General features: G+C 60.2%; 20 protein-coding genes. 12 read left to right on the forward strand and 8 right to left on the reverse strand.

The genetic code is table 11. From position 1 onward, the window contains the following. Nucleotides 1–195 precede the first annotated feature (195 nt). From AM586_RS24530 to AM586_RS24540, 3 genes are all read right to left on the reverse strand, one after another. On the reverse strand, nt 196–1,980 hold the full coding sequence (locus AM586_RS24530) for a thiamine pyrophosphate-requiring protein (protein WP_047825462.1): 1,785 nt from the start codon (nt 1,978–1,980) through the stop codon (nt 196–198). Beyond that, nucleotides 1,977–2,978, reverse strand: a complete 1,002-nt coding sequence (locus tag AM586_RS24535; RefSeq protein ID WP_047825461.1) for an SDR family oxidoreductase — start codon at nt 2,976–2,978, stop codon at nt 1,977–1,979. The genes AM586_RS24530 and AM586_RS24535 overlap by 4 nt, the downstream gene beginning before the upstream one ends. Before the next feature lie 66 nt (nt 2,979–3,044). After that, complete coding sequence (locus AM586_RS24540; RefSeq protein WP_047825460.1) at nt 3,045–4,196, reverse strand: GNAT family N-acetyltransferase; 1,152 nt, start codon at nt 4,194–4,196, stop codon at nt 3,045–3,047. Nucleotides 4,197–4,228: 32 nt separating this feature from the next. On the opposite strand from AM586_RS24540, the gene AM586_RS24545 reads away from it, so the two are divergent. The 3 genes from AM586_RS24545 (at nt 4,229) to AM586_RS24555 (ending at nt 7,136) form a co-directional block, all read left to right on the forward strand. Then, nucleotides 4,229–6,310 carry an NAD(+) synthase gene (locus AM586_RS24545; protein WP_047825459.1) on the forward strand — a complete coding sequence of 694 codons (2,082 nt, stop codon included), beginning with the start codon at nt 4,229–4,231 and terminating at the stop codon, nt 6,308–6,310. A gap of 31 nt (nt 6,311–6,341) precedes the next feature. Further along, on the forward strand, nt 6,342–6,680 hold the full coding sequence (locus AM586_RS24550) for a P-II family nitrogen regulator (RefSeq protein WP_060566761.1): 339 nt from the start codon (nt 6,342–6,344) through the stop codon (nt 6,678–6,680). Between the two features lie 102 nt (nt 6,681–6,782). Beyond that, nucleotides 6,783–7,136: a response regulator gene (locus tag AM586_RS24555; RefSeq protein ID WP_060566763.1), complete on the forward strand. Its 354-nt coding sequence runs from the start codon at nt 6,783–6,785 to the stop codon at nt 7,134–7,136. Here AM586_RS24555 and AM586_RS24560 read toward each other — a convergent pair. From AM586_RS24560 to trxB, 4 genes are all read right to left on the reverse strand, one after another. After that, nucleotides 7,133–7,738, reverse strand: a complete 606-nt coding sequence (locus AM586_RS24560) for a trimeric intracellular cation channel family protein (RefSeq protein ID WP_047825455.1) — start codon at nt 7,736–7,738, stop codon at nt 7,133–7,135. The genes AM586_RS24555 and AM586_RS24560 overlap by 4 nt on opposite strands. A 62-nt stretch (nt 7,739–7,800) precedes the next feature. Beyond that, a complete protein-coding gene (locus AM586_RS24565; RefSeq protein ID WP_229411189.1) occupies nt 7,801–10,014 on the reverse strand; it encodes an ATP-binding protein in 2,214 nt (737 codons plus the stop codon). Between the two features lie 154 nt (nt 10,015–10,168). Next, nucleotides 10,169–10,840, reverse strand: coding sequence for a Smr/MutS family protein (locus AM586_RS24570; RefSeq protein WP_047825453.1), 672 nt, complete (start codon nt 10,838–10,840; stop codon nt 10,169–10,171). Nucleotides 10,841–10,945: 105 nt separating this feature from the next. Continuing rightward, the gene (gene trxB / locus AM586_RS24575) at nt 10,946–11,899 is read right to left on the reverse strand and encodes a thioredoxin-disulfide reductase (protein WP_047825452.1); all 954 of its coding nucleotides are present in this window, start codon (nt 11,897–11,899) and stop codon (nt 10,946–10,948) included. Nucleotides 11,900–12,086: 187 nt separating this feature from the next. Between trxB and AM586_RS24580 the strand changes: the two genes are divergently transcribed. The 6 genes from AM586_RS24580 to AM586_RS28385 all read left to right on the forward strand — a co-directional run bounded on the left by AM586_RS24580 (nt 12,087) and on the right by AM586_RS28385 (nt 18,832). Continuing rightward, a complete protein-coding gene (locus AM586_RS24580; protein WP_047825451.1) occupies nt 12,087–14,765 on the forward strand; it encodes a DNA translocase FtsK in 2,679 nt (892 codons plus the stop codon). Nucleotides 14,766–14,775: 10 nt separating this feature from the next. After that, the gene (gene lolA / locus AM586_RS24585) at nt 14,776–15,414 is read left to right on the forward strand and encodes an outer membrane lipoprotein chaperone LolA (protein WP_047825450.1); all 639 of its coding nucleotides are present in this window, start codon (nt 14,776–14,778) and stop codon (nt 15,412–15,414) included. Between the two features lie 13 nt (nt 15,415–15,427). Beyond that, nucleotides 15,428–16,042, forward strand: a complete 615-nt coding sequence (locus AM586_RS24590) for an energy transducer TonB (protein ID WP_082439521.1) — start codon at nt 15,428–15,430, stop codon at nt 16,040–16,042. Nucleotides 16,043–16,112: 70 nt separating this feature from the next. Further along, entirely contained in the window at nt 16,113–16,586 is a 474-nt protein-coding gene (locus AM586_RS24595; RefSeq protein WP_082439842.1) for an AAA family ATPase, read from the forward strand. Beyond that, nucleotides 16,579–17,886, forward strand: coding sequence for a replication-associated recombination protein A (locus AM586_RS24600; RefSeq protein WP_082439522.1), 1,308 nt, complete (start codon nt 16,579–16,581; stop codon nt 17,884–17,886). The genes AM586_RS24595 and AM586_RS24600 overlap by 8 nt, the downstream gene beginning before the upstream one ends. A 25-nt stretch (nt 17,887–17,911) precedes the next feature. Continuing rightward, on the forward strand, nt 17,912–18,832 hold the full coding sequence (locus AM586_RS28385) for a hypothetical protein (protein ID WP_162600587.1): 921 nt from the start codon (nt 17,912–17,914) through the stop codon (nt 18,830–18,832). Between the two features lie 249 nt (nt 18,833–19,081). Here AM586_RS28385 and AM586_RS24605 read toward each other — a convergent pair whose 3' ends face one another. Further along, on the reverse strand, nt 19,082–19,930 hold the full coding sequence (locus AM586_RS24605; RefSeq protein ID WP_060566765.1) for a hypothetical protein: 849 nt from the start codon (nt 19,928–19,930) through the stop codon (nt 19,082–19,084). An 838-nt stretch (nt 19,931–20,768) separates the two neighbouring features. Between AM586_RS24605 and AM586_RS24615 the strand changes: the two genes are divergently transcribed. From AM586_RS24615 to AM586_RS28395, 3 genes are all read left to right on the forward strand, one after another. Further along, entirely contained in the window at nt 20,769–21,590 is an 822-nt protein-coding gene (locus AM586_RS24615; RefSeq protein WP_060566767.1) for a DUF4365 domain-containing protein, read from the forward strand. A 133-nt stretch (nt 21,591–21,723) separates the two neighbouring features. Beyond that, complete coding sequence (locus AM586_RS28390; protein WP_162600588.1) at nt 21,724–22,467, forward strand: hypothetical protein; 744 nt, start codon at nt 21,724–21,726, stop codon at nt 22,465–22,467. A gap of 639 nt (nt 22,468–23,106) precedes the next feature. Next, a complete protein-coding gene (locus tag AM586_RS28395) occupies nt 23,107–23,310 on the forward strand; it encodes a hypothetical protein (protein WP_162600589.1) in 204 nt (67 codons plus the stop codon). Nucleotides 23,311–23,317 lie beyond the last annotated feature (7 nt).

Raw genomic sequence — 23,317 nt, forward strand, 5'->3', positions numbered from 1 at the left:
CGGACGACAGGTAGAGCCGGCCGGCGGCGCCGGCTTCGGGACCGGCGGGGCGCGGCGGCGGCAAGGGCGCCGGCGCGCGGCGCGGTCGTGCACGTGTGGACACGGCCGCCGCCAGCACGGTGGCAAGCGAGAGCCCGAGGGCGGCGGCGCCGAGGGTGCGCGCCGCCTGGCCCGCCTCCGTCTGCGCCGCCGGGATCACGATTTGTCCTTCGGCAGGATGCCGCTCAGCACCTGGCGCGCGACCCCGGCCAGCATCGAGCCTTCCTTCGGGTCGCCCTTGACGACGGTTTCCATGAAGGACTTGGCCTGCTCCAGCGTGATGTGCGAGGGCAGCGGCGGCACCTCCGGGTCGGTCTTGAACTCCAGCACCACCGGGCGGTCGGCGGCCAGCGCCTCGCGCCAGGCGATCGCGACCTCTTCCGGGTTGTCGCAGTAGATGCCCTTCAGGCCGATCAGCTCGCCGAACTTGTGATAGGGGACATCGGGGATCTTCTGCGTGGCCTCGAACTTCGGGTCGCCTTCCATCACGCGCTGCTCCCAGGTCACCTGGTTCAGGTCGCCGTTGTTGAAGACGCAGACGATCCAGCGCGGATCCTTCCACAGGCGCCAGTATTTCGAGACGGTGATCAGCTCGGCCATGTTATTCATCTGCATGGCGCCGTCGCCGACCATGGCGATGACCGGGCGCTCGGAGTGGGCGAACTTGGCCGCGATCGCATACGGCACCGCCGCGCCCATCGAGGCCAGCCCGCCGGACAGCGAATACATCTGGCCGCGCCGCACCCGCAGGTCGCGCGCATACCAGTTGGCGCAGGAGCCCGAGTCGCTGGTGACGATGGCGTCGACCGGCAGCTGCGGCGACAGTTCCCAGGCCACGCGCTGCGGATTGATCGGGTTGGCCCGCACCAGTGCGCGGTTCTCCAGCAGCTTCCAGGAATCCTGCACCTCGCTTTCGACCTGGCGGCGCCAGTCGCCGCTTTTCTGTTCGAGCAGCGGCAGCAGCAGGCGCAGGGTCTCGGCGCTGTCGCCGTGCAGGTTGACCTCGGCCGGGTAGCGGATGCTGAGCATGGTCGGATCGATGTCGATCTGCACCGCGCGCGCCTTGCCTTCCTCGGGCAGGAATTCCGCATACGGGAAGCCGGAGCCGATCATCAGGAGGGTGTCGCAGTGGGTCATCAGCTCCCAGCTGGCCTTGGTGCCGAGGATGCCGATCGAACCCGTGACCCAGGGCAGGTCGTCGGGCAGGGCGGCCTTGCCCAGCAGGGCCTTCGCGGCGCCGGCCTGCAGGCGGTCGGCCACGGCGATCACTTCGTCGGTGGCGTGCAGGGCGCCGGCGCCGACCAGGATCGCCACCTTCTTGCCGGCGTTCAGGACCTCGGCCGCGCGCCGCAGGTCGATATCGTGCGGGACCACGCGCGGCTTGGCATAGCCGATGCCGGACTGGACCGAACCATGCTTGCGCGGCGGCTCCTCGTAGGGCAGTTCCTGCAGGTCGCCGGGGAGGATCAGCACGCCGATGCCATTGCGCCCGAGCACGGTGCGCATGGCGCGGTCGACCAGGTGGCGCACCTGCGACGGCGCTTCCGCCTCGTACACGTAGTCGGCCACGTCCTGGAACAGCCGGTCCAGGTTCAGCTCCTGGGTGTAATGGGCGCCGCGCGCGGTGCGCGGGGCCTGGCCGCAGATCGCCAGCACCGGCATGTGGTCCATCTTCGCATCGTACAGGCCGGTCACCATGTGGGACGCGCCGGGCCCGCCGGTCGACAGGCAGACGCCCGGCTGGCCGGTGAACTTGGCGTGGGCGGAGGCCATGAAGGCCGCCATCTCTTCATGCCGCACCTGGATGAATTCGATCTTCTTCTTCGAGCGCTGGAGGGCGCCCAGCACCCCGTTGATGCCGTCGCCGGGGTAGCCGAAGATGGTGCGCACGCCCCAGTCGTACAGGCGTTCGACGAAGAAATCACCGACGGTCTTGCTCATCCTCTTCTCCTTTTTGTCAGTCCAATCAGGCCCAGGCCGAGCGCGGCCCCGGTCCACAGCCAGCCGCGGTGCTTTGCCGCCCAGAACGCCGGGCTGACTTTCCAGGCCCCGCGGTCGAAGCTGCCGTGGGCGGCGAAGGGCCCCGGCACCGGTTTCCACAGGTTGTCCGGGCGGTCGGCCGGGATCGGTTCCGGGCTTTGCTGGCCGGCGATGCCGGTGCGCGCCAGGTAGCGGTCGAGCAGGTGCGGGACGAATTTCTCGGCCAGCACCGCGCCCAGGGTCGGGTAGCCGACGCAGATCTCGGCGCGGCGCGAATGCGCGGCCCAGTAGATGGCGCGCCCGGCAACCTCGGGCTGGTAGCAGGTGCCGGTCGGCTTCGGGTGGTGGCTCAGGGTGGTCTTGCACCATTCGAACTGGGGCGTGTTCACGCCCGGCATGTCGACGATGACCAGGTGGATCCTGCTGTGCTCGTGTTCGAGTTCGGTGCGCAGCGATTGGGTAAAGCCCTTGATCGCGTGCTTGGCGCCGCAGTAGGGCGACTGCAGGGGGATCGAGCGGTAGGCCAGGGCCGAGCCGACCTGCAGGATGGTGCCGCGGTCGCGCGGGCGCATGCGCTTGAGCGCCGCCATCGTGCCCCACACGAAGCCGTGGTAGGTCACGTCGGTGACGCGGCGGTAATCCTCGGGGGCGATCTCGGCGAAGGGGGCGAACATGGTCGCCATCGCATTGTTCACCCAGATGTCGATCGGGCCGAGTTCCTGTTCGGCGCGCTCGGCGGCGGCTTCGACCTGGGCATGGTCGGCGGTGTCGGCGACGAGCGCGATGGCTTGCGGCGAGCCCATGCGTTCCGCTTCGGCCCGGGCCGCTTCCAGGCGTTCCGGCTCGCGCGCGATCAGGGCGATCCGCGCGCGATGGCGGGCAAATTCACGAACCGCTGCGCGCCCGATACCCGCGCTCGCACCGGTGATGACGACCACTTCCCCCGTTCGATCCGGCATGGCTTCCCTCCCGCGTTGGCCAGGACGGGAAAAGCTTAGCACCAAGCGGCCCGGGGGCTCGCTTCATTATGTTTGTGCAAATGTATTTGGCTTGAATGGATTCCTGTCGTTCAACTCGTCGATATAGTCGTCGATCCCGCCGCTTTCCCTTTCCAGGAAGCGCTCGACCGCATCCGCGAAGGACGGGTGGGCCAGCCAGTGCGCCGACCAGGTGCGGGTCGGCAGGAAGCCGCGCGCCATCTTGTGCTCGCCCTGGGCGCCGCCCTCGAACACCTGGATGCCCTGCTCGATGCAGAACTCGAGCGGCTGGTAGTAGGCGGTCTCGAAGTGCAGGCAGGGCACGTGCTCGAGCGCGCCCCAGTAGCGGCCGTAGAGCGTGGTCTCGTCGTGCACCACCAGCGAGGACGCGATCGCCTCGCCGCCGCGCTCGGCGATGACGAGCAGCAGGTTGTGCGGCATCTCGCGCCCGATGCGGCGGAAGAAATCGAGGTTCAGGTAGGGCTTCGAATAATGCTCGGCATAGGTGTGCCGGTAGCAGCGCGTGAAGAAGCGCCAGTCCTCGTCCGTGGCGTCGGCGCCGCGCACCCGGCGCAGCGTCACGCCCGCCTCGCGCACCTTGCGCCGCTCGGCGCGGATGTTCTTGCGCTTCTTCTGCTCCAGCGTGGCCAGGAACTCGTCGAACGATGCGTAGCCCGCGTTCATCCAGTGGAACTGCACGCCGCTGCGCAGCAGGTAGCCGGCCGCGGCCAGTTGCTGCGCCTGCTCGTCGGGCGGGAACAGGATATGGGTCGACGAGACGTCGGAGGCCTGCTGGGTGCCGCGCAATACCTCGATCAGCGCCGCGCGCGCGGTCGCGTCGCGGGCCAGCAGGCGCGGCCCCGTCACCGGCGTGAACGGGATCGCGCACAGCAGCTTCGGGTAGTAATCGAGGCCGTTGCGCTGGTAGGCGTCGGCCCAGGCCCAGTCGAACACGTATTCGCCGTAGGAATGGCCCTTCACGTACAGGGGCAGGGCGGCTGCCAGCTCCTCGCCGTCGTACAGGGCGATGAACTGCGGCTGCCAGCCGGTCTCCGGCGTGGCGCTGCCGGATTCGTGCAGGGCGTGCAGGAAAGCGTAGGAGACGAAAGGATTGGGTTTGTGCTGGCGGGCCAGCAGCCCGTCCCAGGCCGCTTGCCCGATCTCGGAGAGAGAGGAAGCGATATGCGTGCGATAATTCAAGATGACTTCCGAATAATGAAAAGCTGACTCATATGGATAAGCGATTCTTCAACCTCTACTCGCACGACTTCGCGCGGGTGGCAGTCGCCAGTCCGCGCTGCCGTGTGGCCGACCCGGCCTTCAATGTCCAGGAAACGCTCAAGCTGGCCCGTGAAGCGGCCGACCGGGGCGCTGTACTGGTGGCTTTCCCCGAACTCGGCCTGTCCGCCTATTCCTGCGACGACCTGTTCCACCAGCGCGCGCTGCTCGACGCCGTGCTCGACGGGCTGGCGCTGATCGTCGAGGCGTCGCGCGGCTTGCCGCTGGCGATGGTGGTCGGTGCGCCGCTGCGCCTGAACCACGTGCTGTTCAACTGCGCGGTGGTGGTGGCCGGCGGCCGCATCCTGGGCGTGGTGCCGAAAAGCTACCTGCCCAATTATGGCGAATTTTACGAAAGCCGGCAGTTCAGTGCGGCGGACAACGCGCCAACGGACCGGATCACCCTGCTGGGCCAGGACGTGCCCTTCGGTCCGGAGCAGATTTTCGAGCTCGGGATTCCCGAAAAAGATGCGCCCCTGTTCCGCTTCCACGTCGAGATCTGCGAGGACGTCTGGGTGCCGGTCCCGCCCTCGTCCTTCGCGGCCCTTGCCGGCGCCACGGTGCTGGTCAACCTGTCCGCCTCGAACGTGGTGGTGGGCAAGAGCGGCTATCGTCACCAGCTGGTCAGCCAGCAGTCGGCGCGCTGCCTGGCGGCCTATCTGTACACCTCGGCCGGGCTGGGCGAATCGACCACCGACATGGCCTGGGACGGCCAGTCCCTGATCTATGAAAAGGGCGACCTGCTGGCCCAGTCCGAACGCTTCCTGCAGGACTCGCACATCATCTGCGCGGACGTCGACCTCGAGCGCCTGTCGGTCGACCGCATGCACACGACCACCTTCGCGCAGTCGGTGCGCCGCCATGCCGCCGAGGTGGCGCGTTTCCGTATCCAGCGCTTCGCCGTCGAACTGCCGCTCGACAGGGACATGCCGCTGGCGCGCACCATCGAGCGCTTCCCCTACGTGCCGGCGGACGGCAAACGGCGCGACGAGCGCTGCACCGAGGTCTACAACATCCAGGTCCAGGCCCTGCTGCAGCGCCTGCAGTCCTCCGGCCACCAGAAGGTCGTGATCGGCGTCTCGGGCGGCCTGGACTCGACCCATGCGCTGCTGGTCTGCGCCAAGGCCATGGACCGCCTCGGCCTGCCGCGTTCGAACATCCTGGCCTACACCATGCCCGGCTTCGCCACCAGCGAGCGCACGCTGCGCCAGGCGCGCGCGCTGATGGAGGCGGTGGGCTGCACCGCCAGCGAGATCGACATCCGCCCGAGCTGCATCCAGATGCTGAAGGACCTCGGCCACCCCTACGCCGAGGGCAGGGAAGAATACGACGTCACCTTCGAGAACGTGCAGGCGGGCGAGCGCACCAGCCATCTGTTCCGGCTGGCGAATCACCACCATGCGATCGTGATCGGCACCGGCGACCTGTCGGAGCTGGCGCTGGGCTGGTGCACCTACGGCGTGGGCGACCACATGTCGCACTACAATGTGAACGCCAGCGTGCCGAAGACCCTGATCTCGCACCTGGTGCGCTGGGTCGCCGACACCCACCAGATCGGCGACACGGGCTCGGACGTCCTCATCAACGTGCTGGAAACGGAAATCAGTCCGGAACTGGTGCCCGCCAAGGCCGGTACGGGAAAAGCGGAGGGCAAGCCGGCCCAGGTGACCGAAGACTTCATCGGCCCCTACGAGCTGCAGGACTTCAACCTCTACTACACGCTGCGCTACGGCTTCGAGCCGACCAAGGTGGCTTTCCTGTCCTACAGCGCCTGGAAGGACCGCAGCGTGGGCCCGTGGCCGGAAGGCGGCAGCCCGGCGCGCAACGAGTACGGGCTGGCGGCGATCAAGAAGAACCTGGGCATCTTCCTGTGGCGCTTCTTCAAGACCAGCCAGTTCAAGCGCTCCTGCGTGCCGAACGGGCCGAAGGTCGGCAACGGCGGTTCGCTGTCGCCGCGCGGCGACTGGCGCGCCCCGAGCGATTCGGAAGCCACGGTGTGGATGGAGCAGCTGGCGTCCATCCCGGACCATGAATAATCAATAAATAAATGACTGAACGGAGAAAACCATGAAACAAATTACCTGCGTGATCAAACCTTTCAAGCTGGACGAGGTGCGCGAGGCGCTGGCCGAAGTGAACGTGACCGGCCTGACCGTGACCGAAGTGAAGGGCTTCGGCCGCCAGAAGGGCCACACCGAGCTGTACCGCGGCGCCGAATACGTGGTCGATTTCCTGCCCAAGGTGAAGATCGAAGTAGTGGTCGACGACACGATGACCGAGCAGGTGGTGGACGCCATCATCAAGGCCGCGCGCACCGGCAAGATCGGCGACGGCAAGATCTTCGTGCAGGAAGTCGAACAGGTGATCCGCATCCGCACCGGCGAGACCGGCCCGGACGCCGTCTGATCGCAGGCGGGCGCGCAATCAATTCGATCAAATTCGCTTGTCGTTTCAGCCAGGCCCATGTTACATTTCCGCCTTTGAAATGTCACATCGGCCGAGATAACGTTGAAACACATCCTGATAGTCGACGATGAAGAAGCGGTAGGGTACGTTTTCGAGCGCTACCTGGCTATCAAGGGCTACCGCGTGTCGGTGGCCTATGACGGCGAACAGGCCCTGCAGGCCTTCCGCGCCGACCGGCCGGACCTCGTCATCACCGACTACAAGATGCCCGGCATGAACGGCGACGAGCTGCTGCGCCGCCTGCACGCCATCGCGCCGGCGCTGCCGGCGGTCATGATTTCGGCGAATCCGATCGAGGTCGGCCCGATCCTGGCCGGCGTGAAGTTCTTCCCGAAACCAGTCTCGCTCGAGACCCTGGTCGACTACCTCGACACGATTCTCCGGGGGCCGGACTAGCGGCCCAGCTGCAGGTTGAACTTCCAGGTCAGCAGGCGCAGGCCGCTGATGAAGAAGGCGCTCGACCACAGCGCGAATTCCCGCGGCACGCCGTACATCCCCATCAGCAGGAACAGCCAGCAGCCGACGAAGGCGCAGATCGCATAGGGTTTGCCGTCGCGGAAGACCATCGGGACCTCGTTGCAGACGATGTCGCGCAGCACCCCGCCGAAGATCCCGGTGATCACGCCCATCATCGAGGCGATGAAGATCGGCATCTGGGCATCCCGGGCGGCCACCACCCCGGCCACCGAAAACAGCCCCAGGCCGATGGCATCGGCGATCACGATCAGGCGCTCGGAGACGATGTGGCGCAGGGTGCGCATCAGCGGCGAGGCCACCAGGGCCAGCACGAAGATCAGGATCGCGTATTCCTGGTGCTGGACCCAGAACAGCGGGCGCCGGTCGAGCAGGATGTCGCGCAGGGTGCCGCCGCCGAACGCGGCGATGAAAGCGACGGTGAACACGCCCACCAGGTCCATGCGCTTGCGCCGCGCCTCGATAAAGCCGGAAAACGCGGCGACCAGGACTGCGGTGATTTCGATGACGGTGACCAGTCTCATGCAATGTCGGCGAATGGCGATGTTGCTAGCCTAACATGCCAAGCCCGACAGTGCCGACCGGATCACGCCTCGCGTGCCAGCGGCATGCGCACGGTAAAGATCACGCGTCCGCCGCCGGCGCCGCCGCTTTCATGGCGGTAGACGATCTCGCCCCGGTGCTCGCGCACGATCTGCTGGGCGATGTACAGGCCGAGGCCCATGCCGGTGCGGTTGCGCGGGTTGTTCATCGAACTGCGCTTGAAGGGATTGAACAGGCTGGACTCGATCTCGTGCGGGATCGGCGCGCTGGCATTGGCGATGGCGATCTCGACCTGGCCGTCTTCGCAGTGCACGCGAACCTCGATCGGCTGGTTCGGCTCGCCGTGGTGGCGCGCATTGCTCAGCAGGTTGGACAGGACCTGGCCCAGGCGGCCGCTGTCGGCCATCACCACGGCCGGGCACGCGAACTGCAGGTCGTACACGATGGTCGGGTAGGCCAGCTGCGCTTCCTCGACCATGTCCTGGACCAGCGCCGTCAGGTCGACCGGCTCCAGCGCCACGCCGAGATCCAGGCCGCGGTCGATGCGGCTCATGTCCAGCACCTGGCCGATCATGCGCTGCATGCGGTTGCTGGACGACTGGATGCGCTTTCCGAGCGTGCCGCTCTTGTTGCCGGCGTCCGTCTTTTCCAGCACCATGCCGGCCATGTTGATCGAGTGGAGCGGGTCGCGCAGGTCGTGGCCCAGCATCGCCAGCAGCTGGGCGCGGGTCGCTTCGAGCTGGGCGCGGCGCGCATTCGAGACGCGCGCCAGCTCGCCCAGGGTCATGCGGGCATGGGTCAGAACCCCGTCTTCCCATTCGTGGGCGGAGCCGCGCACAGTCTCGTACCAGGCGTCGAAGGAGCCGCGCGGGGTCAGGCGTTCGCCCATCGGGCCGAACTGTTCGCTCTTGTCGGGCTTGCCGCCCCAGGCGACCTGCTCGATCTGCTCGGGACGCAGCAGCACGCACCAGCCCTGGCTGGGCGGGTCGAAGGGCAGGGCGAGCATGCCGACCCACTTTCCCAGGTGTTCGCGCGACGCTTCCGGCCAGTCGTCCAGGCACTGGCGCACCAGCAGGTCGTGCGCGGCTTCCGGCAGCGTGGCGACGATCGCCTCGCCGCAGGCCGGATCGATGCCGCGGCACACGACCCGCCCGTACTGGGTGGCGATCAGGGCCCGCGCATCGGTCGAGGCCATCAGGCCGTCCGCGTGCTGGACCAGGGTTTCGAGCGGATCCTCTTCGAGCAGCAGCGATTCGACCAGGCTGGTGCGCACCGCGGCGGCGCGTCCGACCAGGTCGGTTTCCTCGCGCGATTCCAGGCCCTGGAGCGTCGAGGCGATCACCTGGGCCAGCACGTCGGCCGCCATCCGGATCGCGTAGGGCACGCGCTTCGGGCCCATGTGATGGCAGGCGATCAGGCCCCACAGGCGGCCGTTGATGACGATCGACACGCTCATCGAGGCGCCGACGCGCATGTTCTGCAGGTATTCGACGTGGATCGGCGAGACGCTGCGCAGCACCGCGTGGCTCATGTCCAGCGGCGCGCCGCCTTCCGCGCCGAGCAGCGGCACGGCGTGGTAGGTGACGTCGGCGATCATGCGCAGGGTGTTCAGCACGTACAGGCGGCGCGCCTGCGGCGGGATGTCGCCGGCCGGATAGCGCTGGCCCAGGTAGGGCGTCAGGTCGTCGCGGCGCGCCTCGGCCACGACGTCGCCGCTGTCGTCGGCGCGGAAGCGGTAGGCCATCACGCGGTCGAAGCCGGTGAATTCGCGCACCTGGCGCACGGCGGTGTCGAGCAGGGCCTCGACGGTCTTCTGGCGGCGCAGGCGGTCGATCGAACCGTGCGCCTTGATCGCGAACTGGGCGACGGTGTCGATGGCGACTTCGCGCGCCTCGAACTCGGCGATCACGCGGCCCTGGTTGGCGTGCACCACGCAGTCGTATTCGACCTCGCCGACGGCGGTCGCGGCAACCATCGGCGCGGCTTCGCCCTCGCTGATGGCGTCCAGGCATTCGCGGACCAGTTCGGCGACGCCCTCGGGCAGGCCGAGTCCGGCGAACGGGCGGCCGGGTTCGAGCGGGAGGGCGAGCATGGCGGGGGCGTTTTCGCTCCAGCCTTCGAGCTCCCCGGCGGCGGTGAAGAAGATCAGCGCTCCGTGCGGCTGGATCGAACCTGGGACGTGGATCGGTTCATCTGCACAGTTCTGCAGGTCGACACGCCGGGGGGCGCCCATCGGCACTGGAGGTGTGGACTTCAATTCGTATCATCCCTTCTCATGCAGGACCCCGGCGGCACTGCTTAGGCAGGATTTTACAACTTTCACACAGTCGCCGTCCTGCGTTTCACAAATAAACGCAACAATAAGAGATTTTCGGGTCGTATTGGCCGGGAAGAGTGAATAAATGTAAAAGTCAGTCGTCGGCCTCGAGGGCGGGGCGCAGCAGCACGATCAGGGCGCCGTTGCCGCCGTCGCTGCGGTTGGCCACGCAGAAGGCGACCGTCTCGGCGGTCTGCACCAGCCAGCTGTGCACCATCCCGCGCAGCACCGGTTCGCCGCCCGCCGAGCCGTAGCCGACGCCGTGGATGATGCGCACGCAGCGCACCCCACGCTTGCTGGAGCGGCGCAGGAAGGCGTCCACCATGCGCCGCGCCAGGTCGCGGGTATAGCCGTGCAGGTCCAGTTCGTCCTCGACCTGCCAGTGGCGCTTGCGGAGTTTTTTCACGACGTCGGGGCCGACGCCGGGCGCCGACCAGCTCAGGGTCGGATCTTCGTCGAGCAGGCCGTCGACGTCGAACTGGTCGGACAGCATCGATTCGCGCAGCACCGCCGCGACTTCGTCCTCGGGCAGGCGGGGGCGCTGGCCGGTCGACGAGGCGCGCAGCTCGGCTTCCCTGGCGGGACGCCATACATAGCGGTCCGATTCCGGTATCGGCGTGACGTCCTTGACGGCCGAGCGGAACTCGACCGCGTTCTCGCGTTCGATGCGTTCGCGCCGCTCGCGCACCGCCTTTTCGATGGCGCGCTGGCGCTCGTCTTCCTTCAGCTTCTCGCGGAAGGATTTGAGATCACTGAAGTCTTTCATTCCTGCCGTCTTGCATTGTTAGCCTTACGGGGGGATCGAAGAACCGTAGCGAGCATCGCAGGCCGACAAGGCAACGCGCAGTAGGTTCGTCGATTCCCCCTCAGATTACTCCAAAGCTTCGAGGTAGCGCTGCGCGTCCAGCGCCGCCATGCAGCCCGTACCCGAGGAGGTGATCGCCTGGCGGTACACGTGGTCCTGCACGTCGCCGGCGGCGAACACGCCCTCGACGCTGGTGGCCGTGGCCATGCCCTCGGTGCCGCTGCGGGTCTTGATGTAGCCGTTGTGCATCTCGAGCTGGCCGTCGAAGATGCCGGTGTTCGGCTTGTGGCCGATCGCCACGAACAGGCCGTGCACCTTGAGATCCTTCGTGTCTGTGCCGGCGGCCGACTTCAGGCGCAGGCCGGTAACGCCGCTGGCGTCGCCCAGCACCTCGTCCAGGGTCTGGTTCAGTTCCAGCACGATCTTGCCTTCCTCGACCTTGTGCATCAGGCGATCGACCAGGATCGGCTCGGCGCGGAACTTGTCGCGGCGGTGGATCAAAGTCACCTTGCTGGCGATGTTGGACAAATACAGGGCCTCTTCGACCGCGGTATTGCCGCCGCCGATCACCGCCACTTCCTGGTTACGGTAGAAGAAGCCGTCGCAGGTGGCGCAGGCCGACACGCCTTTGCCCATGAATTCCTGTTCGCTCGGCAGACCCAGGTACTGGGCCGAGGCGCCGGTCGCGATGATCAGGGCGTCGCAGGTGAACTCGTGCGAATCGCCGACCAGGCGGATCGGCTTCTCATCTAGGTGCGTCGTGTGGATGTGGTCGAACACGATCTCGGTATTGAAGCGCTCCGCGTGCTGCAGCAGGCGCTGCATCAGTTCGGGACCCTGGACACCCAGCGGGTCGCCGGGCCAGTTCTCGACATCGGTCGTGGTCATCAGCTGGCCACCCTGCTCGACGCCGGTCACCAGCATCGGGCTCAGGTTGGCGCGCGCGGCGTAAACGGCGGCGCTGTAACCGGCCGGGCCGGAACCGAGAATCAGGACTTTGGCGTGTTTGCGAGTGGTCATTGCAGGAATTCGTCTTATTGGTGGGGAAAGGGAACTGGGGCTGAAAACCCACTTTATCAAGGGGATATGTGGCGCACATTATAGTCGATGATGCACGCGAGCATGAATCATGGGCCCACCGGGCTATCTATCGCGTAGAATGGTCGATCTTTGGGGAAACTACCCCGCAGCATCCGTTTCAATCAGCATGAGCAAGAATAGTCAATCGACAACTTCGACCTATACCCGCAAGCCTGCGCCGCCCCGGCAGCCGATGCCAAACCGGCTGGTGCGCTTGCTGTCGGAAGCGCGCTGGCTGGCGACCGCCGTGGCGCTGCTGTATTTCGTGCTCATCCTGCTCAGCTATAACAAGGCCGATCCGGGCTGGTCGCACGAGAACGCCGTCGCCCACGTCGCCAACCTGGGCGGCCGCGCCGGCGCCTGGCTGGCCGACCTGCTGCTGTTCATCTTCGGCTTTTCCGCCTGGTGGCTGTGCGTCTGCTTCGGCCGCGCCGTGTGGAAGGGCTACCGGCGCCTGCACAACCGCTTCGTGATCCAGGGCGCCGAGCCCGAACCCGAACACCAGGGCGAGGCCGTGATCCGCTGGGTCGGCTTCGCGCTGATGTTCGCGGGCAGCGTCGGCCTCGAATACCTGCGCATGTGGTCGCTGAAGGTGGAGCTGCCGCGCAAGCCCGGCGGCGTACTCGGCCAGCTGATCGGCCATGCCGCCGACGGCGCCTTCGGCTTCACCGGCGCGACCCTGTTGCTGCTGCTCCTGTTCGGACTGGGCTTTTCCTGGTACTTCCAGGTGTCCTGGCTGGCGGTGGCCGAGCGCATCGGCGAATCGGTCGAGGCGAGCTTCGACTGGTTCCGCCTGCGCATCGAGGACCGCGAAGACCGCCGCCACGGCGAAGCGGCCGCCAGCCGCCGCGACGAGGTGGTGGTGAACGAGCGCGCCAAGTACGTCGAGAAGCACGCCCCGGCCCCGAAGGCCGCGCCGCAGCCGCAGTTGCAGCCGCAGCCGGACGCGGACGATCCCGCCCCGGCGCCGGGCTTCCTGGCCAAGGTCATGTCGAAGGTCGGCAAGGGCAAGGCCGACAAGGCCGAGCCGCAGGCGGACACCAGGCTGGAGCCGCGCGCCGAGCCGGTGCTGGACGGGCAGCCGGGCGCGCAGCTGGAGGACGTGGACGAAGACGGCGTGGTGACGCCACGCATGCCGGCGCCTGCGCCTGCGCCGCGCGAGCCTGCGTTCGCGCCGCCGCCGTCGCCGGCATCGTCCGCCTCGGCTGCCGCATCCGCGCCGGCGCCGATCAAGATCGAGCCCCAGGTGGTCAGCGTGCCGCGCTCCGAGCGCGCGGAGAAGGAAAGGCAGAACAAACTGTTCGACGGCATGCCGGGCGACTCGCTGCTCCCGCCGCTTGGGTTGCTGGACGACGCGCCGCCGGCCCAGGAATCGGTCGCCATCGAGACCCTGGAGTTCACCAGCCGCCTGATCGAGAAAAAGCTGTCCGACTTCGGCGTCGAAGCCAAGGTGGTCGCCGCCTATCCGGGCCCGGTCGTGACCCGCTACGAGATCGAGCCGGCCACCGGCGTGAAGGGCAGCCAGATCGTCAACCTGGCGCGCGACCTGGCGCGTTCGCTGTCGCTGACCTCGATCCGCGTGGTCGAGACCATCCCCGGCAAGAACTACATGGCGCTGGAGCTGCCGAACCCGAAACGCCAGATCGTGCGCCTGACGGAAATCGTCGGTTCGAAGGTGTACGGCGACAGCCCGTCCAGCCTGACCGTCGCGCTGGGCAAGGACATCGCCGGCAAGCCGGTGGTCGCCGACCTCGCCAAGATGCCGCACCTGCTGGTGGCGGGCACCACCGGTTCGGGTAAATCGGTGGGCATCAACGCCACCATCCTGTCGCTGCTCTATAAATCCGACCCGGACGACGTGCGCCTGATCCTGATCGACCCGAAGATGCTGGAGATGTCGGTGTACGAAGGCATCCCGCACCTGCTGGCGCCGGTCGTGACCGACATGCGCCAGGCAGGGCACGCGCTGAACTGGGCGGTGAACGAGATGGAGCGCCGCTACAAGCTGATGTCGAAGCTGGGCGTGCGTAACCTGGCCGGCTACAACGCCAAGATCCTGGAAGCGGCCAAGCGCGAAGAGCACATCCCGAACCCGTTCTCGATCGTGCCGGACAATCCCGAGCCGCTGGAAAAGCTGCCGACCATCGTCATCATCATCGACGAGCTGGCCGACCTGATGATGGTGGTCGGCAAGAAGGTCGAGGAGCTGATCGCCCGTATCGCGCAGAAGGCGCGCGCGGCCGGCATCCACTTGATCCTTGCTACCCAGCGGCCGTCGGTGGACGTGATCACGGGCCTGATCAAGGCCAACATCCCGACCCGCATCGCGTTCCAGGTGAGCTCGAAGATCGACTCGCGCACCATTCTCGACCAGATGGGCGCGGAAACGCTGCTGGGCATGGGCGACATGCTGTACATGCCGCCGGGTACCGGCCTGCCGGTGCGCGTGCACGGCGCCTTCGTCTCGGACGACGAAGTGCATCGAGTTGTAAAACATCTGCAATCGACGGGCGAACCGAATTACATTGAGGGCATTCTCGAAGGCGGCGTGCTGGAAGAGGGCGGCGGCGCCGAGGGCGCAGCGGCCGGCGAGGGCGGCGGCGAATCCGACGCCCTGTACGACCAGGCCGTGCAGGTCGTGCTGAAGAACCGCAAGGCCTCGATCTCGCTGGTGCAGCGTCACCTGCGCATCGGCTACAACCGCGCTGCCCGACTGATCGAACAGATGGAGCAGAGCGGGCTGGTGTCGCCGATGCAGTCGAACGGCAACCGCGACATCCTGGTGCCCGCGACCAGCGCCGAATAAAAGGAAAAACATGAACATCAAGCTGAAACTCGCCCTGAACACACTGCTGGCGGCCGGCGCCCTGGCCCTGGCCGGCTCGGCCTCCGCCAATGCCCTCGACCAGTTCAAGTCCTTCGTCTCCGGTACCAAGGCCGCGCGCGGCGAGTTCACCCAGACCCAGGTGCGCAAGTCGACCACCGGCAAGACCCCGCCGGCGGCGTCCGGCACCTTCGTGTTCGCCCGCCCCGGCAAGTTCATCTGGACCTACCAGAAGCCCTACGAGCAGGTGCTGCAGGCCGATGGCGACACCCTCTACGTCTACGACAAGGACCTGAACCAGGTCACCACCCGCAAGCTGGGCAATGCGCTGGGCAGCTCGCCGGCCGCGATCCTGTTCGGCAGCAACGACCTCGAAAAGAACTTCACCCTGGCGGACGCCGGCACGCGCGACGGCCTGGAATGGCTGACCGCGACCCCGAAGGCCAAGGACACGACCTTCGAACACATCGGCATCGGCCTGAAGGACGGCGTGCCGCAGGCGATGGAGCTGAAGGATTCCTTCGGCCAGACCTCGGTGCTGAAGTTCACCAACTTCCAGCGCAACCCGCAGCTGGGCGCCCAGCAGTTCAAGTTCGACGTCCCGAAAGGGGCGGACGTGGTCAACCAGTAAGGCGCGGCGCGCAGTGTTGCCGACACTGCTGACGGCGGCGCTGGCCGCCTTGCCCGCACTGCCGGCCGCCGCCCAGGCGCCGCTGCCGCTCGCCTCCTGCGCCGGGCCGGCGTATCCGCGCGAGGCGCTGCGCTACGAGCTCCAGGGCATCACGTCTCTGCGCTTCCATCTCGCCCCGGACGGCCGCGTCATCGGCGTGCAGGTCGCCAGGTCGAGCGGCTGGGCGATGCTCGACGATGCCGCCATCCACACCATCCAGGCCTGCAAGTTCACGCCGGCGCAGGCCGCGCGCGCCGGAGGCGCTGCGCTGCCCGTGCAATACGTCTGGGACCTGAGCGGCGGCGCCGTCCTGCGCCCGCACCTGGTGCCCGGCAGTTGCGCCGCGCACGGCCGCTTCGCCGCCTTCCAGCCCTACGAAAACGCGCCCAGCGGACCCGATGGAATCAAGGTGCGCCTGCTGGTCGACGCCGCCGGCAAGCCGCATGGCGTGAAGCCGGAAGCGGCGGGCCTGGCGCCTGCGATGGCCGCCGCGCTGGTGAAGTACGTGGAAAGCTGCCGCTTCGGCTTCGACCCGGGGCTGAAGGGCGAGCGCACCGACACCGCCTACGGCCGCGTGCTGCTCAGGTAAGCTCAAGTAAGCTCAAGTAAGCTCAGTCAAGCATCCTGCCGTCTTGCCCGCCATCGGCTACACTGGCGGCATGGACAACCACGATCTTTTCAAGGCCGAGCCTTCGCCGCCGCTGGCCGAGGCCCTGCGCCCCAAGACCATCGCCGAAGTCATCGGCCAGAGCCACCTGCTGGGGCCGGGCAAGCCGCTCAACCTGGTGTTCCAGTCGGGCCGCCCGCATTCGATGATCCTGTGGGGCCCGCCGGGCGTCGGCAAGACCACGCTCGCGCGCCTGACCGCGAACGCCTTCGACTGCGAGTTCATCGCGCTGTCGGCGGTGCTGTCCGGCGTGAAGGACATCCGCGCGTCCATCGAACAGGCCGAGCATTACCTGGCCGGCGGCAAGCACACCATCCTCTTCATCGACGAGATCCACCGCTTCAACAAGGCAGTGAAAATCATTATAAATCAATGGTTTAAACTGGTCAATTGTGCTTGTTTTGTGCTTGAAGCACAGCTCCAACTGCTGAAGATGGCTCCCCAAGGGAGGCCGCAACATGGCTGATCTGTTCGGAAGGGAGCCTAACCCACCGTTGGCCGAAGCTCTACGACCGCGGACTTTGGACGAAGTGATAGGACAGTCGCACCTACTAGGAGAAGGGAAGCCATTAAGGCTTGCGTTTCAGTCGGGTAAGCCTCACTCCATGATTTTTTGGGGACCGCCGGGTGTCGGTAAAACGACATTGGCACGGCTCACCGCATCAGCTTTTGATTGCAAATTTATTGCCCTGTCTGCTGTGTTCGCTGGAGTGAAGGACATCCGAGCTTCAATGGAACAAGCAGAGCAAAACCTTGCTCAAGGCTCGCACACTATTCTTTTTGTGGATGAGATTCACCGATTTAATAAGTCACAACAAGATGCCCTCTTGCCCTATGTAGAGAGTGGGCTAGTGACCTTCATCGGTGCGACCACTGAAAATCCTTCGTTTGAAGTAAATTCAGCTTTGCTGTCCCGTGCTCAGGTGTATGTCCTGAAGTCACTCACTGAACAAGAGTTGAAACAACTGCTGACACGAGCCCAAGAGAAAGTTCTTGGACACCTTCAGTTTGACGAGATCGCTGTTGACACCATCGTTGGCTATGCAGATGGAGATGCACGAAGGTTCTTAAACCTACTAGAACAATGCGACACTTCGGCAAGTGCTTCAGGTGTGACGAAGATTGATGCTAACTTCGTTCAAAATGCACTGTCCCTGAACAGTAGAAGGTTTGATAAAGGTGGGGACAACTTCTACGACCAAATCTCTGCATTGCACAAGTCTGTTCGCGGCTCTCATCCTGATGCTGCCCTCTACTGGCTGACAAGAATGTTGGACGGTGGTGCTGATCCCCGGTATCTTGCACGGCGCATTGTTCGTATGGCTTGGGAAGACATCGGTTTGGCCGATCCAAGAGCCATGCAGATTGCGAACGATGCTGCCTTAACCTATGAGCGTCTAGGTAGTCCTGAAGGAGAGTTGGCACTAGGCCAGGCAGTGATCTATCTGGCTGTCGCTGCCAAGAGCAATGCGGGTTACAACGCCTACAACCAGGCACGAGCGTTCGTAAAGAAGGACAAGAGCCGTGAAGTTCCTGTTCATCTTCGCAACGCACCTACCAAACTGATGAAAGAACTTGGATATGGGCATGAATACCGATATGCTCATGATGAACCCAACGCGTATGCTGCTGGCGAGACTTACCTTCCTGAAGGCATAGAAGAACCTCATTGGTATCAGCCGGTGCCAAGGGGATTGGAGATCAAGATAGGTGAGAAGCTGGCTCTGTTGAAGAAGTGGGATGCAGAAGCTGGGGAACAAGAATAAATCTTTGATTGAGGTAGGAGCGCTTATGGCCGATCAAAAACTGATGATCGCAGCACGAAACAAAAAGGGGCAGATCGGCTATCTATCTGAAGGACTTTCTCTTCCAGAGTTTGCTGAACTCTTCAGATCCAAGGGTGATCTGCGGATTTTGATGGATTATTCGCCAGTCATTGAAGAACTGCATAGGTTGCATAAAGTGGCGGGCAGTGAGGGCATCCTAAAAAAATACAATTCCTTATTCAATTTTTGGCAGGATGCAAAGACCTATACTAAAGAGTCGGTAAAGATATCAAAGAGTGAAGAATTGAGCACGCAAGCAAATTCTTTGATCAATGACCTTCACATCGAGCTTCAGAAAAGCGGAACGATATTGAGTTCAAAGTGGGGTTCGCAACTGTCCGAATCTCGCGATGTCGTCAATAACATTCAAAGAGATTCGAATATCTACATTGATACACTGCTGTGCTTCATACATTCGAAGGCTTCATTGGAAATTGCCTCGTTTAAGAACGATGTAACGCTATCTGGTTACGGTCAATTCCTTGAAGAATTCATTGATGGCATCTACAGGCGACTTTTGAGAGATAGTCGGCCACAAGATTCTTTCTTAAAATTTATAGCCTTTGAACAGCCAAAAAACTTGCAAAGCTACCTTGATCTTGAGCATGGCAACGAAACTCCTGATCAGTTCCTTCTGCGAACTTTGAATTCAAGGAGCACTTCTAATGGATATGACGAACACGATGGGTACTATCGTGAAGTATCTATCCGTTATCCGAGCTTTACAAACGAATTCGTTTCGATAGTAGAGTTGTTCAGAGACCTACTTCATAAAATATCGTCGGTCAACGCTTTACTAGCTAAGCTGAAGGAGGGTGGCTATCAATGGGACGATAATTCTCACTTCGTAGATGAGCTAAGAGAAAATATTCATCTGCTGAGGTAAAACTACATAAGGAAAATCAAGCGAGAGGGCTGGATGCTAAGAACAAAATCCTATGCCATCGGCACAACGACGCAAAATTGCCAAAGCATCTTTGATGCAGATTTCGTCGCTAGTCAATCTCATTGATTTGACGAAAAAAGAAAAGAACAGCTAAACAAAAAGGCCCAGGAATGAGGGCCTTTTTTTCGTCTTGTAATCTTAGGGCTCAAGAATCTATGTGATAGCCCCAACGAGGATCATAGACCTCGCTCATCCAGCCCCGTTTCCGCCTATCAACTGAACAGAATTTGCCAAGCGTTTTTCTTTTCCAAATGGGGTGGTGTAGAAACGCTGTTCAACTCCATATAATAAAAATTTTAGTTCTTCGTCGCTGGAAACCTGGACCGCCTGCAAATCCTGATCAAATTTTAACCTCGCAGAACAATAACTCTCAACATAACCGAGCATTAGACCGCGATCTTCCTCTGACATGCTGGCTAGGGTATCCAAAGCAAGAGCAACACGCTTTCTGTTTGGCTTAGATACCTTTGATTTATCGAAGCCGTTTTGGGCTTCGACGAACGGCATCTCAAGAAACTTTACAACTTCTTCGTCCGTCGCTTCCTTATAAAGCTCATCAATTCCCTTAAAGATGCTAGAAATGGTCGCCAGGTTTTTGAACACCAATGTATCCGACTGTTTCAGGTAGACGGCATCTGGTTGCGAGTTTACGACCAAGCGATTATCGGTCTGCTCAAGTTGAGCCACCTCGCCAAATGCGATCATCTTTCTAGAAAGGAATAAGGATGGGGTCACTTTTTGAAAGTAATAGTCGCCGTCCTGGATGGCACACAGATAGGATATCTTGGTGAATTGGCTTCTTGTCAGCTCATCATATTCAGCAGGCACAAAATCGACTTTGAGTAGATCTATACAAAACTGCTTGCTACTGAACTGTTCAATTTTGAACCAAGAATCCTCATCTAGGTTGTGATCGGTGCTGTAGTCAACGCACATTCCTGGAGCAATAACTTCAATGTCGAAAAGGGTTTTATCCGATAGAAGTTTGAAGATCTTCTTTTTGCCATTTCCCTTGATTTTTGCCAACACATAATGCATTCGTCAACCCCTCTCTATAAATGTGTAATCGTTTATTCTATTGACTGTAGGAATATCAATTTCATTTGGTGTTTTATAACGGTGTCGGCTTATTAAGAAGATTGACGCACCGTTCTTTGTCGTAATGTTGTAAAACTCGAAGCCGAAAAGCAGAAACAGAGGATTAAAATACAGAGCCTGAGACAAAAATGTGAAGACGAAAAGAAGTCCGTAGACAAACACTAGAGTTTCTTCGTTTGACACACTTAGCGCAACAAAGAAGTAGCCCAGGTAGCTGGGTAAGAAGCTATTGTTCGCATGCTCAATACTGACTATGTCGCCTGCTACAAATCGATCCTTGCCTAACTTTGAACTGAGAACAATGCTTAGCAGAGTAAGGGTTATAGGGACCGATAAATAGACTCCATATGAGACTGCATTGGGAAGTTTATTTAGATAAATAAGGCATTTGAAGAAATGTGCTAAGGTATGGCCCTTTTGCACAAGGAAGATAATTACCAATAGCGATGTAGCATTGAAGGTTAGTAAAACCCGAAACAAAAAATTCATAATTGCGCTATCACCCTTTTGTTTGCATGATCTGTCGGCACGATCCCTAGCCCTACATGCGGGAAACCTTCATTTTTACTACCATAAGATACATTAGAAGGGCAATTTCCGCAACGCAAGGGACTAAACCCTAGCTATTGTGGTAGTCGCTCTTTGCCTTGACGCCATTCTCGTGAAAGCTAAGTGGAAGCCAAGCGCTCAAGATCATTAGGAATTTGTTGATGATTAGGAATAGTTGTATATAATCAACACATCTTCTATCCTTCACTTACAGAACTGAACAAGCATCATGCCAAAAAGAATCGAGACACATCGTATTGACACAAAAGCCGTAAGACACATCTTCACTCACTTGAACGAGCATTGGCTGGTTCGTAGCCTGGACGAGAGGGACTACGGCATTGATCTCCAGCTTGAGCGTTATGACATGGACGATGCAACGGGTGACTTCATCTTTGTTCAGGTGAAGGGAACAGACGCGGAGTTTAAAGATAGCGTCAAGCTGGGAGGCTTCCCGGTGGACACGATCAACTATGCTCTCATGTTTGATGTTCCGTTCTTCCTTTTCCATACATCAAACGCATCAAAGCAGACCAAGTTTGTGTGGCTACAGAAGTATGTGGAATTGAAGCTAGACAGGGACACGCCAAATTGGAAGAGTCAGGATAGCGTGACCATCTACTTCCCTGATGAGAACGACCTTCAGAGCAATGACGACAAGATTGCTGACATCATCAGGAGAGAGAAGTTAAGGAAGGTCGGAGTCAAGTTTCTTGCAGATTATGAAGCCCTTGCACTGCACGGCAGGTCGGTCATCGCAGACGGCCAAATAGGCGTTGCACAAGGCTGTGCTTCACTCGCCCGAAGGCTTCTAAAGCTATCTTCTTTCATTGAAGAGTATAGATACCTGGTGCAGGAAGGCGATTACGCCGATTTCAGCACTTTACCAAGCGCATTTGACAACATAAACACCGTGGGCAAGGTGGACTCTGCCGACCGAGATACAGTGATCTCAGCCATGAAGTTCCTCAAAGGGGTGAAGGACGCCTTTCTGAGTCAAGATGAACATGATGAGCTTAGGGAGATCTTAAGAATAGACTCAGCCTACTAAAACATGCACAAAAACCTAAGAAGAACCATATTTTTAAACAAAAATAGCTGGACGCTTAAAATCTAATCTATATAATTATCCTTGTGGTTATGTTTTAATCCTTCTTTTAATTTCACTTTTCAGGGAGTTCACGATGCTTCGCTACCAGGAACAAGAGCAAAAAAAACAAAATATTCTTACTGCATTGAAGGACTGCACTGATGAGCAGGAATTTCAGCAGCTTCAACAAGACCTCTTCAACCTGAATAAGCAGATGAAGCAGGACAAGGAAGAATATGAGGGCAAGGTAAGCACTGCATTGAAGAGCCTGAGCGAACTTGAAATTGACTTCGCAAAGCTCATGGCTTCGCATGTCTACAACCCCGACGATGTAAAGGCTTACGCCGAGCAACAAGGATGGATCAAACCTTCCCATGTAGTCAGCAAGGAAGGCGATCAACTTGCCAACAAGCAGAGCAAGCGTAAAGATGAGCCTAAAGAAGCGCTGATTATCGGCACCTTCAACTTTGCCGACTATGGCTTTGAAATGCCAAAAAACGCAAAAGGTGAACCGATGAGTAACGATACTTCCTTTGAATGGGATTGGAACAAGAATTATATCGGCCGTGGTTGGCAGCCTCAGTTTATCAAAGCTATTACTGCTAAAGGCTATGAACATGTTGTTGCGAATGCTTCGCCACAGTTCAAAGATTGGCTTGCCCAATTTAAGGAAGGACAAAAAGCCAAAGCCGGACAAAAGATTTACGAGAACAAGCGCGATTTTCTTAATCGCTTCGGGATCAAGCCCGCCGATGCCGACAAGATTGATTTTAATTTTGGAAGTGAAGAAAGCAAAGGCGAAGCCCAAGCAGCTTCACACGCCAAGCGCAGGAAATAAAATCGGCACGATCAACGAAAGCCACCCTTCGGGGTGGTTTTTTTTCGTCCCTACGATTGCGAATTCAAATTTCTGTTAAGAGCATACGGACTGCGACAGCAGAAACGAAGGCTTCAGCCTTTAAAGGGGAGGGGCGAAGACCTGGAACTTATTCCATGAGTAGACTTTGAATTTCACTACACTTGTTCTCTCCATTAAGGAGGTTGCTACCCGCAACCTTTAACCCTTCCTAACGGATTCTGCCTTCGGAAAAATTCTACCTTTCTTTCTGAAAATTCTACCTTTCGGAAAATTTCAAGTTGATCAGAAAAATTTTTAAAACCAAAAAGCAGCCGAATTCAGCCGTTTTCATCCTAAGTATTCTACCTTTTCTACCTTTTTAAAGCAGAAAATAAGAAAGGTAGAATTTAGAAAGCCTGTATTTATCTAGGCTCCAGCCGAATTTCTACCTTTTCTAACTTTTCTACCTTTTTACCAAAGACTTTTAAAATCGCATTTTTCTAAGGCTCTTTTTCAGGACCCCAAGAAGGTAGAAAGTAGAATCTTTCAAAATATTTTAAGAAAAACGATTGAAAAGTATTGACAATATTTTTTAATTTAATATAAGTATATGCATGAACAAGAACTTAGGAGAAGATTATGCAAGCAGTTAAGCAAAAAAAACCAAAGAAAGAATATAGATTTCTGAATACTGTAATGAATGACGAGTTGATGGATGATGCGGACTTCATAAGGGCCGAAGGCTATAACCTACAGCAGTTAATAAGAAACTTCGTCAAGAACACCGCTCAACAAGTCCGAGAGGCAAAGGAGCAAGGAACTATGGTTTATATCGGTAAATAAAAAAGCG

Source organism: Massilia sp. WG5 (assembly GCF_001412595.2).
GTDB lineage: Bacteria > Pseudomonadota > Gammaproteobacteria > Burkholderiales > Burkholderiaceae_D > Telluria.